Genomic DNA, 17,260 nt, shown 5'->3' on the forward strand with positions numbered 1-17,260 from the left:
GGCACTTTTTTTTTATTTTGCTTCCGCAATGTACTGTAAAATTTCGGACTTCATTTCTTGTACCAATGGATCATCAGCAACCGAAGGATTGGTGACCAGGGTCAGGTGACGGAAGTAGGGTGTTTGGAAGGGGTAAGCCTTCACTTCACCCGAAAGACGGGTTAAAGCCAGGTCGGGAAGGATTCCCCAGCCAATTCCCGCTTCGACCATGGCGATGATTGACTGGTCATCGATGGAGTAGTTAATGGCTTGGGGCTGCACGTCTAATTCGTCCAGGGCGACTTTTGTATCGGCATCGTAGTCGGCACGCTGTAGGATGAAGTGCTGGTTCTTGAGGTCCGCTAGGCCAATTGATTGACCATTTTTAGGAATAAAATCGTTTTCGGTAATACACTTTAGTTCATCGTTGATGAGGTTAACAGAATCCAGCCGTTCGGATGATGGAAAGGTTGAAAAACCAATGTCGATTCGTCCCTGGGAGACGCCTTGATCAATTTCTTTAAAGGAACCCTGGATGATGTTGATGCTAACGCCTGGGTGCTTCTTCTTAAAACGGTGGATAATGGTTGGCAGCCAAGTAACACAGACGGATGAAAAGGCACCAATACGGATGCTCCCACCTTCTAATCCAGCAATTTTAGCAGCACGGGCATGAATTTGGCGGTCCTCGTTTAAGAGCCGTTCAACCATGGGGAGTAATTCCTTTCCAGCTTGAGAAAGAACCATTTCGGAGCGGTTACGAATCAGAAGGGGGAGGCCTAATTCATTTTCCATATTGGCAATGGCGTGGGAAACGGCGGACGGGGTGATGTTGAGTTCTTTGGCTGCTTTTTTAAATGATGCATTTTCTGCAACAGAGGCAAAAATTTGATAGGTAAAAGTTTTCATACTTAATCCTCAAAAGTGTTCAGTATCTAAAATGAGAAAAATTCACTTTAAATTGAAAAGGTTTAGTTTTACTTGTTTATGAGCATAGTATAAACTACTAGAGAGGAAATACAAAGGAGTATTTGTATGTCGAATGAACAACAGGGCTTTGCCCGAACACTATCCCACCGTCACGTGGCCATGATTGCCTTGGGTGGGACGATTGGAACTGGACTCTTCTTGGGAGCCGGTTCTTCCATTTCAAAGGCTGGACCAGCCATCCTTTTGGTTTACATCATTACCGGACTCTTTGTCTTTGCCATGATGCGAGCCTTAGGTGAATTGTTAATCTCTGATGATTCCAAGCCGGTCTTTATTGACTTCATGACCCAGTATTTGGGTAAGAAGGCCGGTTTCGTGCTCGGTTGGACCTACTGGATTGGTTGGATTGTCATTGCCATGACCGAACTAACGGCCATTGGAACCTACATGCACTACTGGTTTCCAGACATGCCAACCTGGCCATGGGAATTAGCCTTCTTGGTTGCTTTGTACTTGGTGAACATCATCGCTGTTAAGGCCTTTGGAGAAGCGGAATTCTGGTTCTCAATGATCAAGATTATCGCCATCTGTGCCATGATTGGTACTGGTTTGATTTTGGCCTTTGGACACGTTAAGACGTCCATGGGGACAACGGAATTCTCAACGCTTTGGTCACATGGCTTGGTTGCCAATCATGGGAACACTTTATTGGCCGCTTTCCAAATGGCTTTCTTCTCCTTCTTGGGAGTGGAATTCGTGGGAGTTACCGCTGCTGAAACAAAGGACCCATTGCAGACCATCCCACGTGCGATTAACTCAATCGTCTTCCGTATCTTGGTCTTCTACATCGGTGCCTTGTCAGCCATCATGATTATCCAGCCTTGGACCAACTACCAAGCCGGTGAATCACCATTCGTGCAGGTCTTCTCAGGAATTGGTGTGCAATCAGCCGCTGCCATCATTAACTTTGTTGTGTTGACGGCTGCTGCCTCAGCCATTAACTCGGCCTTCTTTACAACCGGCCGTATGCTTTACTCATTGGCTGGTCCAAAGTCTCGTTTCGGTCGTTTGGATCGTAACCACATCCCACGTGCTGCCATCAACCTTTCAACTTTGATTGTTGGTTTGTCTGTTATCGTGAACTATTTCTTCCCAACGGACGCCTTTAACTTAATCTCATCAACTGCTTCGGCAGCCTTCTTAATCATCTACATCGCCTTGATGGTGACTCATCTGGTTTATAAGAAGCAAGTTAAGAAGGGAAAGGTTGAAGGAACTAAGATGTTCAAGTTGCCATTCTCACCATGGTCTGATTACTTGACTATCATTTTCTTGGGTCTCATCTTTATCTTGATGCTCATTGCAAAGGCAACGATGTTTACGACGATTCTTTCAATCGTCTGGATTGTTTTCTTAACCATTGTGGCGCAAATTAAAATAAAGAAATAATGTTTTCGTCGGTTACTAACCATTTGGTTAGTGGCCGACTTTTTGTTTTTTACCAGCATTTTCGAACAAACAAGCTTATATAACTTAGAAAAAAAGAGAATAAAAAAAGAATTTTTGGATTCAATATTTTGAACTTCTTTAGGGACTTCCCGCGGATAGATTCAAGAAAGTCAAAAGTTTCTTTTTAATTCTTTTGATTCGGTCATTGATATGGCTCTTTTTCTTGATAAAAGGTTAATTATGCCAGTTTGTGAAAGCGCTTTCATTATCTTTATCATCGTGCTATTCTACCGGTACAGACATAGGAGGAAAATGTTATGTTACTTGGAAGTATTGAAGCTGGTGGAACGAAGTTTGTTTGCGCCGTTGGGAATGAAAAGTATCAAATTATCGAACAAGAAACATTTTCGTCAAAGGTACCAGAACAGACGCTAAAAGAAACAGTTGAATTCTTTAAGCGCTTTCCGGAATTGGACGCGATTGGGATTGCCGCTTTTGGACCCGTTGAGGTTCGTTTGGACCAAGCAGATTATGGGGTGATTACAAATAACACGCCAAAGATTGCTTGGCGAAACGTTAACTTGGTAAAAACCATTAAAGACGCCATCGACGTTCCAGTCTTTATCACTTCGGATGTTAACGGTTCTGCATACGGTGAGTATGTGGTCGCCAAGCAACGAGGCGAGAAAATCGACTCCGTTGTTTATTACACCGTTGGTACTGGAATTGGTGCTGGAATCGTGATTGATGGCCACTTTATTGGTGCATTAGGTCTGCAAGAAATGGGGCACGTGAAAGTCAAACGTCATCCTGATGATTTGGCTTTTGGTGGTCTATGCCCACATCACGGTGACTGTCTTGAAGGTCTGGCCTCAGGTCCGACTTTTGAAGCTCGTACCGGTAAAAATGGTAAGGATGTACCGCTTGATGATCCAAGCTGGGATATTATGGCTTACTACTTGGCCCAAGCTGCGGTGCAAACAACATTGACTGTTCGTCCAAACAAAATCGTATTCGGTGGTGGGGTACTTTCACCAAAGTTCTTAGATATGATTCGGAAGCACTTCGATCAAGAACTAAATGGATACGTTGACATTCCTCCTTTGGATAAGTACTTAATGATGCCTGAAGCTGAAAATAACGGTTCAGCCACCGTTGGGGACTTTGAATTAGCCCGAAAGGTCTTGATTGCTGGTGAAGGTCACGCCTTTGCCATTGATCGATAAGTAGCACTTATTGTACGTGAATTAAATTGAGTTCGAATAATTAAAGGAAGTAAAATGGCATACATTACATTTGATAGTGAGAACGTAAAAAAGTTTGTATCTGAAAATGAATTAGATGAGATTCAACCACTGGTAACGGTTGCTGATGAACAGCTAAAGAACCGTTCTGGTGCAGGTTTTGAGTTTACCGATTGGTTGACTCTACCAGCTGATGTTCACCAAAATGAACTAACACATATTAAGCAGGCAGCTGAGAAGATTCAGTCTGACTCCGATGTTTTAATTGTGATTGGAATCGGTGGGTCTTACCTTGGGGCAAAGATGGCCATTGACTTCTTGAATCCCGTCTTTAACAACGAATTAGCAAACCAACAACGTTCAGGCGTTAAGGTCTACTTTGCCGGTAACTCGATTTCATCAGCCTACATAAACGACTTAATTCGTACGATTGGCGACCAGGACTTTTCAATTAACGTCATTTCAAAGTCTGGAACAACGACGGAACCAGCCATTGCCTTCCGTGTCTTTAAGCAATTGCTGGAAAAGAAGTACGGTAAGGAAGAAGCAGCCAAGCGCATCTATGCGACGACTGATGGTAAAAAGGGTGCCTTACATGATGAAGCCGAAAAGGCAGGATACGAAAGCTTTGTCATCCCTGACGGTGTCGGTGGTCGTTTCTCAGTCTTGACGCCGGTTGGACTTTTGCCTTTGACGGCCGCAGGTGCTAACGTTGATGCTTTGATGGAAGGTGCCAAGGCTAGCCAAGGCGATTTTACTGAAGCGGATATGAAGAAGAACGCGGCTTACCGTTATGCCGCTATCCGACGTATTCTTTACGACAAGGGCTACACAAGCGAAATTCTCGCGAACTGGGAACCAAGTATGCAGTACTTAGCAGAGTGGTGGAAGCAGCTCATGGGTGAATCTGAAGGAAAGAACCAAAAAGGTATTTTCCCATCATCTGCTAACTACTCAACTGACCTTCATTCACTAGGCCAATACATTCAGGAAGGTCGTCGCGATCTCTTTGAAACAGTGGTCAAGTTGGACAGCCCAAAGGTTGATCGTGACCTTCCTAAGCTAAGTGATAACAATGATGGCTTGGGCTACTTAGAGGGCAAGACAATCGACGAGATCAATACAAAGGCCTTCCAAGGGGTTGTGTTGGCTCACGTTGACGGTGGTGTACCAAATATGGCCATCCATTTGCCAAAGCAGGATGAATACACCTTGGGTTACCTTATCTACTTCTTTGAAAAGGCCGTGGCAATCTCTGGCTACCTCTTTGCGGTTAACCCATTTAACCAGCCTGGTGTCGAAGCTTATAAGACAGCCATGTTTGCTCTCTTGGGTAAGCCTGGCTATGAGAAGGAAACCGAAGAATACCAAGCTCGTTTACGATAATTGAAGTGTATTGAAAATAATAGCTTTCCTGGCGACGGGAAGGCTATTTTCTTTAATGCTAGTGGGCTTTCTCTGTTAAAATACAAGGAAGAAAACATCTTGGAGGTTGCACATGAAAGTCGGAATTGTTGGATTAGGTCACATGGGTTCAGCCCTAGTGAAGGGAATGGTAAAACAGGACTCATTGAAGGAAGTAGAAGTTGTGGCGCTTTCTTCAAACACTGATAAGGCAGCCAAGCTCAATATTTCAGGAATGTCTGACAAGGCGGCCTTTGCTGCTCAGGACTTTGATATCTTGATGCTCACCGTTCCAGCGAAGGTGACAGTTTCGGTATTGAAAGGGCTGGCTGAAGCGGGTCTTTCAAAAAGGACAGTTGTTTTGTCAGCTGCTGCGGGTGTGGCTAGCGAGGATTTGGAGGCAGTTACTGCAGGTAATACGGTCTTTACCTTTATTCCAAACATTCCTGTTGCTGTGAATGCTGGAACGATTGCCTTGGCTAAGTCTGAAAAGGCTAGTGACGAAGAGAAACAAAACGTGCACACCTTATTGGCTGCCCTTGGGGATGTTGTCGAAGTGAAGCCAGATCAAATTGGGATTGCTGGTGTTGTCGGCGGTTGTTCACCAGCCTTCATTGACGTCCTGATGGATGCTATGGAAGACGCAGCCGTATCGAAGGGGATGGACCGAACGGTCGCAGCTGATTTGATTGCCTCCGTTGTACGTGGGACAGCTAGTCTGGCACAGCAGTCCGATTTATCATTTTCTGACCTAAAGGGGCAGATTACTTCCCCTGGAGGGACCACAATTAAGGGTGTACTGGCCCTTGAAGAGAATGGTTTCCGTCATGCGGTACATGAGGCGATTTTGTCTGCAAATAAGTAAATATGTTATACGTTTACTTATAAAAATTGAGGGATTTTACTACTATAAATAGTTAAAAAGCCAGAACAAGCGAATACCTGTTCTGACTTTTTATTTGGGAGAGAAGATGAAAGCATTACCAAAAGAGATAAAGACGATTTGGTACATCGTTGAAGCGATTGGAACAGTTATTGGACTGGCTATTGTAATCGGGTTACAGTTGTTTTTGCCAAAGTGGTCGGATTGGACTTTGCCGGTTTGGGTATTGGTCGCTTTGTATGCGGCAATTGCGATTCTGACGATTGGCGGCTTTGGATTGGTCCATTATCGATACGCCATTTATCATTACCGTGTGAATGAAACAGATATCGAAATTCAGAAGGGCTTCTTCTTCCGACGTTTGACGGCCATTCCGATTGACCGGATTCAAAACGTCGACCTTGATCAGGGACCTTTACTTCAGCTCTTTCATTTGCAAAAAGTTGTGCTGGTAACCGGTGGTTCCCACTACGAAGTGGAAGCGTTGAGCCATGATGAAGCAATTGCTTTTAAAGACCAGGTGATGCTCCTTGCCAAGGAGGCCCGTCATGAAGCATAAGCACTTTCATCCCTTTGCCCTAATCGAGCATATTCTTTTGGATGGGAAGGCGCTGGTTGTCACCTTATTTTCATTGATTGTCTTTTTCCATTTAAAGCCCTGGCAGTGGGCCTTGGCTTTTGCTCTATGGATGGCCTATGAACTATTAGACTACGTCATGTCAACTTACCAGTTGACGGAGAGTGAGCTGATCCTTTCAACCGGTATAATTAACCGCAAGGTCCGCCATCTGCCTTATCAAAAGATTCAAAACATTCACGAGTCGCAGTGGTTCTTTTTAAAGCCCTTTCAATTGGAAAAAATTTCGGTTGATTCAGCAGGACAGGGTGGGGAAAAGGAGAATCAGATTCAATTGCCTATCGTGCCAACTTGGTTGACCTGGGTGTTGAAGGAAAAGCAGGCGAACCAGTCCGAGCACTTATCTGAATTATTGGCCATTGTTGATAAAGGTGTTCAGTCAAAGCGACAGGACTGGGAGCGAGTGCGTGCTGAAGAGGCACCACTGGTTGAACAATTAACTCGGAAAGATGCGGATAGTGTTCCAACTAGGGAAGATTACGTGGCCGAACTGCCTGCTTTGTTGTTGTATGCAATGACAGCACCAGAATTGTTAGCACAATTCTTTGTTCTTTGGGGGATATGTTCTCACTTTGATCATGATGGGAAACTGTATGAGGCCGTCTTTTCAGAAGCAACGGCCCATGGCCTAGCCATGGCATCGGCAATGGCTTTCTTATTTATTATTCTGCTTTTTGCCTTTAACGTCGTTAAGACAGTCGTCGTTTATTATGGCTTTTCGGTGAAACAAGAAAAGCAGCAGCTACTCATCCAGCGCGGACTTTTTGAACGACGTTCGCTTTCTTTGACTGAATCACGGATTCAAAGTGTCCAAGTCAATCAATCATGGATTCGTCGCCTGTTTGGTTATGCCAGTGTTCGAATGTTAATCATCACGGATCGAAATGGCGATGATGATGTGACAAAGGCGATGCCAACGTTAATGCCAATTGTAAAGACAAGGGAAGTTACAAAGTTAGTACGTGACTGGTTACCAAGTATTGTGCCTAACGAAGAGGATATTGCTGGCCCCATTGGACACTACCAGTCCTTGACAATGGCGCGAAACGGAATCTTCCTCCTTTGGTTCTTTTCCGGTTGGACGCTGTACTTCGTGCATTCTTGGTGGGCAATCAGCTTGGCTTTCTTGCTAACGGTTTTGGTTGCCGTAAACGGCTGGTATAAGGGTTCTTGTACGGCGGTTCAGCTACATGCTGATGAAGGTATTCTGGTAGTGCAAGATGCCCGTTTCTCTACTAAGGAAACGTTCTACATCCCCATGGATAAAATTCAAGCAATGTCCGTTCAACAGTCCCTTTGGTTAGCTCATTCGAATAAGAGAGCCCATTTAGTGGTGACTGTTCGTTCAGATAATTCTTTTTCTGAGATTTCTGCGCGATATTTAAAACTTTCAGAAGCGGAAAAAGTCTACCAGGAATACAAGACTTTTTATAGCAAATAGTAATTATATCTCAATTATTTTTTAGACGAGCTGTTCGAAATATTTCGAAGGGCTCTTTTTATGTATTTAAAAAACTTAGGGAGTAGGAGCCATATATTTTGGAGATTTATTTTAAAAGAATTCAAACTGTGCTGTTTTAAATCAAATGGGTACGCTTTCATTAAAACGTTTTTAATCAATATTTTTAAAATTAGGCTTTGACAGTTTAAAAATATCTATATAAAATTTAATTAAAGTCATGAAAAGAATGCATTCTGACTAATCCCGGGGCTAGAAGCCGGTCAGCATCGAATCGACCAGCCCAAGCCTCATTCCACATCTTGAAACGAGGACGAGATTATGTTTGAAGGAAAGAAGCTTTATCAAGGAGTTTCAAAGGCTGGAATCAATGCAGCCTACAAGCGTCGACAGGCTGGTGTTTTGCTAGCAACGTCGTTTTCATACATCGGTTACTACATTATCCGATTAGTGTTTACGACCGAACAGGTCCATATTATGAAGGCCTACGACTTTGATATTGGACAAATTGGGTTGATACTGTCAACCTTCGGAGTAGGATACGGCATTGCCAAGATTTTTATGGGTGCCTTAGTCGATCGGTTAAACGCCCGTTGGTTCTTAGCAATCGGATTATACCTATCAGCTTTCTTTAACTTGCTGATTGGTTTTACCCAGAACTTCTATGTCATTCTGGCACTGATGCTCTTGATTGCCGTCACGCAGTCAATGGGGGCACCGGCCTGCCAGCGACAGATTTCCCTCTGGTTCTCTTAGAAGCACCGCGGTTCCATTTTTTCAATTTGGGCATCCGCCCATAACGCTGGCGCCTTTCTCTGTGTAGCGTCCATTCAGTTGGCTATCTTCCTGTTTTCAGGTTCTTTGACGATGGTCTTTGTGGTTGCCTCCGCCTTTTCGGCCTTGATTGCTACATTGATGCTTTTGATTAACACGGATACACCAGAAAGTGTTGGCCTACCAGACATTGCCACACACTCTGGTTATGTCGAAGTGGACGGAAAAGGGCAGGCACGGACAGAAAAGACCACGGATAAGTCCTTTGGCCAAATCTTCATACACAGTATTTTGATGAACCGGGTGGTCTGGTTAGTAACCCTGACTTCGATGTCAATTTACATCGTTCGTTATGGTATTCTTTCCTGGATTCCATCTTACTTGCCAACGAAGGGCTTCTCCGTTACCTGGGCCAAGTGGTTTGTTGGAATCTTTGAATTGTCAGCGGTGCCAGGGGTGATTGCCTTAGGAGCACTGTCGGATGTACTAAACGGAAGGCGAGCCTTGATTTGTTTAGTATCAGCATTAGGTATGCTTGGCTGTTTGGTGGTGTACTTCACAACGGAGAACCACGTCGTACTGATTATCGTGCTCTTTTTACTTGGAACGCTGATTTACACGCCACTTTCTCTGGTAGGCTTGATGGTTAATGAAGCAGTACCAAACTATGCTTTAGGGCTATCAACTGGTTTCATGGGATTCTTCCAGTATATCTTCGGTGAAACAATTGCCACTGCCTTGATTGGTATCTTGGTTAAGGCTTACGGTTGGCAGATGGGATCCAACGTGATTTACCTTGCGGCCATTGTAGCGATTGCACTTTTAATTGCCTTAGTCTTTAAAGAAAAGCAATTGCGGGTGATGGAAGAGGCAGCAAATCGTTAAATGTGGAAAAGAAGTTTTAGAATATTGCTAAAGCTTCTTTTTATTTGTTCTTATATTAATGTATATTTTTAAATAAAAATAAAAAATACAAGGGAATTATGATTTAAAAATATAAAATGAAAAGGGTTACAGACAGTAAAAAGTGGCAAAAAGAAGGTTGACAGTATCTTATCTCTTATCTAGAATAGTATTTTGTTGTGTAAGCCTTTACATTTTTGTAATGGTTGTTTTAGAGAGAGTTTTACAGTGAGGATGAGAGATGTTTTCTTTTAACAGCAAGAAAGCTGACCGTACGTTGTCGCAGGATCAGATTAAATCTGAGTACAAGCGTCGTCAGCTGGGAGTGCTTTTAGCAACTTCCTTTTCGTACATTGGTTACTACATTATTCGTTTGGTCTTTACCACGGAACAAGTATCCATTATGGACCACTACGGTTTTGACATTGGTCAAATCGGATTGATTTTATCAACCTTTGGTGTTGGTTATGGAATCTCAAAGATTTTCATGGGAGCCCTGGTTGACCGTCTGAATGCCCGTTGGTTCTTAGCAACAGGTTTGTACTTGTCTGCTTTCTTTAACTTAATTATTGGTTTTACCAAGTCATTCCCAGTGATTTTGGTATTGATGACTTTGATTGCTATTACACAGGCCATGGGAGCACCGGCCTGTCAGCGTCAAATCTCAATTTGGTTCTCAAAGAAGAGCCGTGGAACTGCCTATTCAATTTGGTCATCTGCTCACAACGCAGGGGCCTTCTGCTGTGTTTTGTCAATTGAAATGGCGACTTTCCTATTCTCTGGTTCATTGACTGCTGTCTTTGTAACAGCTTCAGTGATTTCAGCAATCTTGGCCACGTTGATGCTTTTGATTAACACGGACAAGCCTGAAAGTGTTGGTCTTCCCGACATCGGAACCTTCTCTGGTTACGTGGAAGTTGATGCTAAGGGTGAGAAAACGACGGCGGACACGACAAACGTGCCATTCCTTCAGACTTTCCTTCACAGCATCTTGCTGAACAAGGTTGTTTGGATGGTGACTTTGGCATCAATGTCCTTTTACATCATTCGTTACGGTGTGATGTCATGGATTCCTTCTTACTTGCCAACAAAGGGCTTCTCAGTTACTTGGGCAAAGTGGTTTGTCGGAATTTTCGAAGTTTCAGCGGTACCAGGTGTCATTGCTTTGGGTGCATTATCAGACTTCTTCGATGGACGTCGTGCCATGATTTGCTTGATTTCAGCTCTTGGATTGTTGGGATGTTTGGTCCTTTACTTCACAACTGCTAACCAAGCTGTTCTTGTTGTTGTGTTGTTCTTGATGGGAACGTTGATTTACACACCAATCACTTTGGTTGGGTTGATGATTAACGAAGCGGTGCCTCACTATGCGGTTGGATTGTCAGCCGGATTTATGGGATTCTTCCAGTACATCTTTGGAGAAACAATCGCGACTGCTTTGATCGGTTCATTGGTTCGTAAGCACGGTTGGTCAATGGCCTCAAACGTCATTTACTTTGCTTCTGCCTTTGCAATCGTCTTGTTGATTGCCTTGGTGTTCCAAGAACGCAAGGTTCGTGCTTTGGAAGCATCAGTTAACAAATAAGCTAAATAAAAACCGTTGAGAAATTCTCAACGGTTTTTTCTTTTTAAAGTGATTTTTTAGCAGCTTCGATGAGTGCCTGGCGGTTGGGGTTTTGATCTTTCCAGTAGTCCTTTTCAAAGTCGGCTAGGATGGCTAAGGCTTTGTCCAAGCGTTCTTGACCATTTGCGTTAATGCTAAGAGCTTTTGTACGGGCTTTCTTTTTACCAGGGAAGCGGTCGAGGTAATCTTCGCGGGCTAACTTAGTGATGATAGCCGAGGCGGTCATTGGGTCGATGTTTGACTTTTTAGCCACCATGACTTGGGTCACTTCATCTTCCTGATGATTTAGTTCCTGCAGAGCAGCGAGCACTTGAACTTGTGGGTGAGTGAGGCCAATACGTCGCAGTTGGCTCTTAATTTGTCGAAACCAGTCCGTATAAAGGGCGAAAAAGGTTTGTGAAGTCGAGTTTTGGAAAGCTTGTAATTCTTCATTCGATGCCATGAGAATCATCCTTTTTTATTGATAAGTATACTTATTATTTTAACTATTTTTTTACATCTGACAAGGGAAATGTTTAATAAATTTTCTAGTTGTCTAATTTGTTCGGGCTATGCTATACTCTTTTCGACAATAGAAATCTTGGGGTGCCTTTGTGCTGAGATTATACCCATTGAACCTGAAGCCGTTAGTACGGACGCAGGGAACGATTTGGCAGGATACTGTCTTTTTTAACGTTCATGACGTCCTTGGCTTTTAGCCGGGGACTTTTTTTATTGTCAAAAATTTCTGGCAGAAACGCCATAGGAGGATGTCATGGGAACATATGTTGAGCAAATGGAAGGTGTGATGAAAGAGGCGTTACCAAGCTTTTACGAGAATGACTTTATTCAAGCTTGTGAGCGTGGCGAGGTACTGCCGGGTCCCTTGTTGAACTATATTTATCAGGACAACATTTATTTAGACCACTTTTTGCCAATGTTCACTAAGGTCTTGCAGTCTTACAAGATTGAAACAAAATCACTTTTGCAGTTTCAGGGGGATCAGGATACAGAGCCACACCAGATGATGGATATTTTGGCAAAAGAGATGGCCAATGTTGACAAAGTAAAGGTTGTGAAAGACTGGCTGCCAGCCACGACTGGCTATTTGAATCACTTGGATGAATCGGACAAGAAGGAAAACTTCATTTCACTATCCGCCTTGGCTGGTTGCCCCTATGTTTATGGTTACTTGGCGGAACGTCTGATTACAGATGGCAAGATGAAGCCTGATAATCCATTCTTCAACTGGTTTGATTTCTATAAAGGAACGGACGGTCAGGTGACCCGGGACTTACTAGCTGCATTGGATAAAGAGGCTGAAAAAGTCTCAGAAGATGTTCGCCAGCAGGGCCTGACTGCCTTTTACCAGTCCGTTCAATTTGAAAACGACTTCTTTGCCCAGGCCATGGAGGTGGAAGATGACAAGCGGGGATGATTTGGAGTTTGAGAATCAAGCCATTCTTGATGCTAGCGCGCGCTTTGATTTTACGGCCAGTGACCAGCAGTACCCGATAGCGCTCACGATTGCCGGGTCTGATTCCGGTGGTGGAGCGGGACTTCAAGCTGATATGAAGACCATGGAGGCTCATCAGGTCTTTTCGACGACCGTGGTCGTCGGACTAACGGCCCAAAATACGTTGGGTGTCGACGCTGCCATGCCTGCTTCGGTTGAGATGATTGATGCGCAATTTGCTTCGTTGATGGCGGATTTCGATGTACGTGCGGCCAAAACGGGCGCGCTCTTTGATGCGGAGACGGTGAGAGCGGTGGCACGTAATGTTCGCCAGCACAAAGTTGATCATCTAGTGGTAGATCCAGTCATGGTGGCTAAAGGTGGCGCTGCTCTATTAGACGAGGCGGGCGTTCAGACTTTGAAGGAGGAATTGCTACCGCTTTCGGAATTGGTAACGCCAAACATCCCCGAAGCCGAATTGCTGTCGGGGATGACCATTGATAACTTGGATGACATGAAACATGCAGCAGCAAAGATTCAAGCGCTGGGTATTAAAAACGTCATGGTAAAGGGCGGACACCTAGATGGCGATACAGTAGTCGACTACATCGCTTTAGGCGATGAAGACTTTGTTTTAACCGGGCCAAAAGTCCAAGGTAAGCGTAAGCATGGAACTGGGGACACCCTATCGGCGGCGATTACTTCTCAGCTTGCGAAGGGCATGTCTTTGAAGAATGCAATTTTGATGGCCCACCGTTACATGAACCAGATTATCGGCCAGCCCCTCTACATCGGTCACGGACACGGTCCACTGAACCATGGGGAATGGACTGACCCAAATATTTTCCGTAAGGAACTGAGAGCAGACGCCTGGTCCTGCCAATTTGTAGTGGGGCTAGCTAACGTTGGGGGTTCGGAGCAGGCCTTGTTTGAAACGGTTCGGAATGCCTGTGCTGCAGGTATTACCTTAGTTCAATACCGTGAAAAAGGTGGGGCAGAGAAGACTTTTGAAGAGCGGTTGAGAATTGCAAAGAAGCTAACTAGTATTTGTCGGGCCTACCAGGTCCTCTTCTTTATTGACGACGATGTTGATTTAGCGATTGCGGTCAATGCGGATGGGGTTCACGTTGGACAGTCAGACAGCAATGTGGCTGATATCGCAAAGCAGGCCCCTCAGCTTTTGGTGGGCCTTTCGGTCTCCAACCTAGCAGAGGAGCAGGAGAATAGGAAAGTCCAACAGTATTTGTCCTATATTGGCGTTGGGCCAGTCTTTGCCACAACAACTAAGAAAGATGCCAAGACGCCGATTGGGTTAAAAGGCTTGGCAGCGGTCAAGCAAGCCAGTAAATTACCAGTTGTGGCTATCGGTGGCGTGACTGAAAAGAACGTCAAAGCAATTCGAGCAGCTGGTGCTGATGGACTAGCTGCAATTTCGGCCTTTACTAAGAGTCAAAATTTAGAGAAAACGGTCGCCCAATTCACTGGAAAGGATGTAAAAAATCATGAAAAATAATAAAATTCTAGAAACCATGCACCAGCAACCTGCCATGGTCATGATGAACGGAAACCACGTGACGGAACAGTTAGTTGCGGATGTGATTTCCTATTTAGGTGGTTCACCTTTGGTAGGAGATGACGAGCGCGATGATGACAACCTGGTTGCTTTGGCTTCTGCTGTCGTCATTAACATGGGGACGATAACGGCTGCCGGGCACGAGCGTCTGATTCATTTGGGAGCAGCAGCCAAAAAGTTTTCAAAGCCGGTTGTTTTTGATCCAGTTGGAGCAGGTGCTTCAATCCACCGTCGTAAGCAAGCCTTAGACCTCGTTGATCAAGTCCAGCCAGCCGTTATGCGTGGTAACCTCAGTGAAATAGCAGCCTTACTATCGGGCGAGACTTCTGCCCTTGGAATCGATTCGACTAGTGAAGCTGATGCACTGTCAACCGCTGAGGCCTATGCGAAGAAAACGGGTGCCATTATCGTCATTTCCGGTGCGGTCGATGTTGTCACGGATGGTCAAACGGTTTATCAAATTGATAACGGGCACCCTGACTTAGCGGTCAACGTTGGTATGGGGGATGCTTTAGACGGTATTTTGGCACTGGGTTTGGCCCAGGGACATTCGCTTGAACAGGTGGTTCAGGCTGCTAGCATTTTGCCGGTAGCAGCAGACTTTGCGGTTAAGCACCCAGGTGTGGAAGGACCTGCGACTTTTAAAAACGCTTTAATGGACAAATTGGCTACTTTAACAGATGAAGAACTTATAAAACAAGCAAACATCAAAAAGTCTTAATCAAAACGATTAAAATTGAAATTTTATAAGACGATTCTTTCTTGTTTGTGCTAAGGTAGAGATATTGTATTAGACAAAAGGAGTCGGATTATGCCACTTATGAAAATTGATATGGTGAAGGGGCAATATTCACCAGACGAAATCAAGAACTTGATGCAAGTTTCTTTTGACGTTGCGAAGGAAACGTTGTCACTACCTGACCGCGATCGTTTCCAAATCGTGACACAACACGAAGACTACGAACTATGCTTGCAAGATGTTGGTTTGGGTTATGACCGGACAAAGAAGGCCTTGTTCTTCACTGTTTTGTCAACGCCACGTCCAATGCCAGCAAAGAAGGCCTTTACGAAGCAGTTGGTCGCCGCACTTTCTGAGAAGGCGGGTGTCCGTCCAGAAGACGTGATCATTACCTTTGCAACCAATCATGCCGAAGACTGGTCATTTGGTATGGGTCGCAACCACTTCATTAATGGTGACCTCTAATTAGTAAAGCAATCCAGATAAAAAACCGTTGAGTCTGTTTAGACTCAGCGGTTTTTTCTTACTTACTTTTGAATACGGTAAACCTTTGATTCGTATGGACGTAATTCTCTGCCCATGTCATCTTGGTAGTTTGAGATTAGGAGTTCAGCGTTTGCTGGCACTTGGTAATCACGTTCAAGTGTTTCTTCAGCAAATGAGTTAATGATAAGTAACTCTTCGCCTTCACCAACACGCTTGTAGGCGTAAACCTGTTCGTCTTCTGGGTCGAGGAGTTCGTAGCTACCCGTTGTCACGATATCCAAGTCGTGGCGGAACTTGATGAGTTGTTGGTAGTGGTAGAAGATTGAGTTTTCATCATTCAATGCTTGATCAACGTTAATCTTGTCGAAATTATCATTGAGCTTCAACCAAGGAGTGCCTTCGGTAAAGCCAGCGTTTTTACCGTTTGTCCATTGCATTGGGGTACGTGCATTGTCACGACCCTTGTAGTGAACATAGTCGAGGAGGGTATCAGCATCAATCAAGCCATCGCGTTCCACCAGGTACTTACGGGCGTTTTTGATTTCGATATCGTTAAAGTCTTCCCAGGCCAAGTTGTTGGCATTGGTCATTCCAATTTCTTGTCCCTGGTAGATGTATGGTGTTCCCTGCATAAAGTGCAAGAGGGTTGCTAACATCTTAGCGGACTTCACACGGAATTCTGGTGCATCTGAACCGAAGCGGGAGACAGAACGTGGTTGATCGTGGTTTTCCCAGTAAAGAGAGTTCCATGCAACACCAGCTAACTCTGTTTGCCACTTGGTCAAGTTTTCCTTTAACTTAGGAAGGTAAAGAGGGGCGTTGTCCCATTTACCAAGGTTAGGATTAGGGTTTTGATCCAAATCCATGTGCTCGAACTGGAAGACCATGTTTAATTCGGAACCATCGGCTGCTGCATAACGCTTCGCATTTTTAATATCAACGTTTGATGCTTCACCAACCGTCATGATGTCCGCGTTATTCAAAACCTTTTGACGCATTTCTTGAATGTAGTCGTGAATCTTAGGACCGTTGGCAACCATGTCGTTTGAGCTAGCGTATTCTGCACCCTCGGCAACAGGACCATCAGGAAGACCTTCTGGTTTTGACAGAAGGGAGATAACATCCATTCGGAAGCCATCGATTCCCTTATCCACCCAGCGGTTCATCATGTCAAAGATGGTTTGACGAACTTTGTCGTTCTCCCAGTTCAAATCGGGCTGTCCTTCGGCAAAGAGGTGGAGGTAGTACTGACCGGTATTCTTATCATACTTCCAAGTTGAACCTGAGAAGAATGAACCCCAGTTGTTTGGCTCGTGTCCATCCACTGGGTCACGCCAGATGTAAAAGTCGCGCTTGTCAGAATCCTTTGAGGACTTTGACTCGATAAACCACTTGTGCTGTGATGAAGAGTGGTTAACGACCAAGTCCATGACAATCTTGATGCCACGGTCATGGGCTTCAGAAAGTAATGAATCGAATTCTTCCATGGTACCGAATTCTGGGTTAATGGCATCGTAGTCTGAGATGTCATAACCGTTATCTTCGTTTGGTGAGTCATAGACTGGATTTAACCAGATGACGTCGGCTCCTAATTTCTTAACGTAGTCGAGTCGTGATTCAATTCCCTTCAAATCACCAATTCCATCGTTGTTGGAATCTTGGAATGAACGGGGGTAAATTTGGTAAACGACGGCCTTTTGCCACCACTTAGTTTGATTCGTTGTCATGATAAATCCTCCAT

Annotated in this window: 14 protein-coding genes, 1 pseudogene and 1 riboswitch; of the genes and pseudogenes, 12 read left to right on the forward strand and 3 right to left on the reverse strand. The window is 44.5% G+C overall.

Going from position 1 to position 17,260, the window contains the following annotated elements; translation table 11 throughout:
* Positions 1–12 precede the first annotated feature (12 nt).
* A complete protein-coding gene (locus H7198_RS04570) occupies positions 13–888 on the reverse strand; it encodes a LysR family transcriptional regulator (protein WP_274458603.1) in 876 nt (291 codons plus the stop codon).
* Between the two features lie 126 nt (positions 889–1,014).
* On the opposite strand from H7198_RS04570, the gene H7198_RS04575 reads away from it, so the two are divergent.
* From H7198_RS04575 to H7198_RS04610, 8 genes and pseudogenes are all read left to right on the forward strand, one after another.
* Positions 1,015–2,358 (forward strand): amino acid permease, encoded by a 1,344-nt coding sequence (locus H7198_RS04575; RefSeq protein WP_274458604.1) that lies wholly within the window; start codon positions 1,015–1,017, stop codon positions 2,356–2,358.
* Positions 2,359–2,675: 317 nt separating this feature from the next.
* Positions 2,676–3,584 carry an ROK family protein gene (locus H7198_RS04580; RefSeq protein WP_274458605.1) on the forward strand — a complete coding sequence of 303 codons (909 nt, stop codon included), beginning with the start codon at positions 2,676–2,678 and terminating at the stop codon, positions 3,582–3,584.
* A 54-nt stretch (positions 3,585–3,638) separates the two neighbouring features.
* Positions 3,639–4,988: a glucose-6-phosphate isomerase gene (locus H7198_RS04585; RefSeq protein ID WP_274458606.1), complete on the forward strand. Its 1,350-nt coding sequence runs from the start codon at positions 3,639–3,641 to the stop codon at positions 4,986–4,988.
* 112 nt (positions 4,989–5,100) lie between these two features.
* A complete protein-coding gene (locus H7198_RS04590; protein ID WP_274458607.1) occupies positions 5,101–5,871 on the forward strand; it encodes a pyrroline-5-carboxylate reductase family protein in 771 nt (256 codons plus the stop codon).
* 106 nt (positions 5,872–5,977) lie between these two features.
* Positions 5,978–6,448: a PH domain-containing protein gene (locus tag H7198_RS04595; protein WP_274458608.1), complete on the forward strand. Its 471-nt coding sequence runs from the start codon at positions 5,978–5,980 to the stop codon at positions 6,446–6,448.
* Positions 6,438–7,967, forward strand: a complete 1,530-nt coding sequence (locus H7198_RS04600; RefSeq protein ID WP_274458609.1) for a PH domain-containing protein — start codon at positions 6,438–6,440, stop codon at positions 7,965–7,967. The genes H7198_RS04595 and H7198_RS04600 overlap by 11 nt, the downstream gene beginning before the upstream one ends.
* A gap of 339 nt (positions 7,968–8,306) precedes the next feature.
* Positions 8,307–9,644: pseudogene (locus tag H7198_RS04605) on the forward strand (MFS transporter).
* A gap of 259 nt (positions 9,645–9,903) precedes the next feature.
* Positions 9,904–11,247, forward strand: a complete 1,344-nt coding sequence (locus H7198_RS04610; RefSeq protein ID WP_274458611.1) for an MFS transporter — start codon at positions 9,904–9,906, stop codon at positions 11,245–11,247.
* 43 nt (positions 11,248–11,290) lie between these two features.
* Here H7198_RS04610 and H7198_RS04615 read toward each other — a convergent pair whose 3' ends face one another.
* Positions 11,291–11,728, reverse strand: a complete 438-nt coding sequence (locus H7198_RS04615; RefSeq protein ID WP_274458612.1) for a MarR family winged helix-turn-helix transcriptional regulator — start codon at positions 11,726–11,728, stop codon at positions 11,291–11,293.
* A 129-nt stretch (positions 11,729–11,857) separates the two neighbouring features.
* Positions 11,858–11,948: riboswitch (TPP riboswitch) on the forward strand.
* Between the two features lie 92 nt (positions 11,949–12,040).
* On the opposite strand from H7198_RS04615, the gene H7198_RS04620 reads away from it, so the two are divergent.
* From H7198_RS04620 to H7198_RS04640, 4 genes are all read left to right on the forward strand, one after another.
* Positions 12,041–12,703, forward strand: coding sequence for a TenA family protein (locus H7198_RS04620; RefSeq protein WP_274458613.1), 663 nt, complete (start codon positions 12,041–12,043; stop codon positions 12,701–12,703).
* Positions 12,687–14,234, forward strand: coding sequence for a bifunctional hydroxymethylpyrimidine kinase/phosphomethylpyrimidine kinase (gene thiD, locus H7198_RS06950; protein WP_345945866.1), 1,548 nt, complete (start codon positions 12,687–12,689; stop codon positions 14,232–14,234). Before H7198_RS04620 ends, thiD begins: the two co-directional genes overlap by 17 nt.
* Complete coding sequence (locus H7198_RS04635; protein WP_274458614.1) at positions 14,224–15,015, forward strand: hydroxyethylthiazole kinase; 792 nt, start codon at positions 14,224–14,226, stop codon at positions 15,013–15,015. Before thiD ends, H7198_RS04635 begins: the two co-directional genes overlap by 11 nt.
* Positions 15,016–15,105: 90 nt before the next feature.
* Positions 15,106–15,498: a tautomerase family protein gene (locus H7198_RS04640; protein WP_091501708.1), complete on the forward strand. Its 393-nt coding sequence runs from the start codon at positions 15,106–15,108 to the stop codon at positions 15,496–15,498.
* A gap of 62 nt (positions 15,499–15,560) precedes the next feature.
* Here the strand turns inward: H7198_RS04640 and H7198_RS04645 are convergent, their stop codons facing one another.
* On the reverse strand, positions 15,561–17,246 hold the full coding sequence (locus H7198_RS04645; RefSeq protein ID WP_274458615.1) for a glycoside hydrolase family 13 protein: 1,686 nt from the start codon (positions 17,244–17,246) through the stop codon (positions 15,561–15,563).
* Between the last annotated feature and the right edge of the window lie 14 nt (positions 17,247–17,260).

Source organism: Fructobacillus sp. CRL 2054, from assembly GCF_028764065.1.
GTDB lineage: Bacteria > Bacillota > Bacilli > Lactobacillales > Lactobacillaceae > Fructobacillus.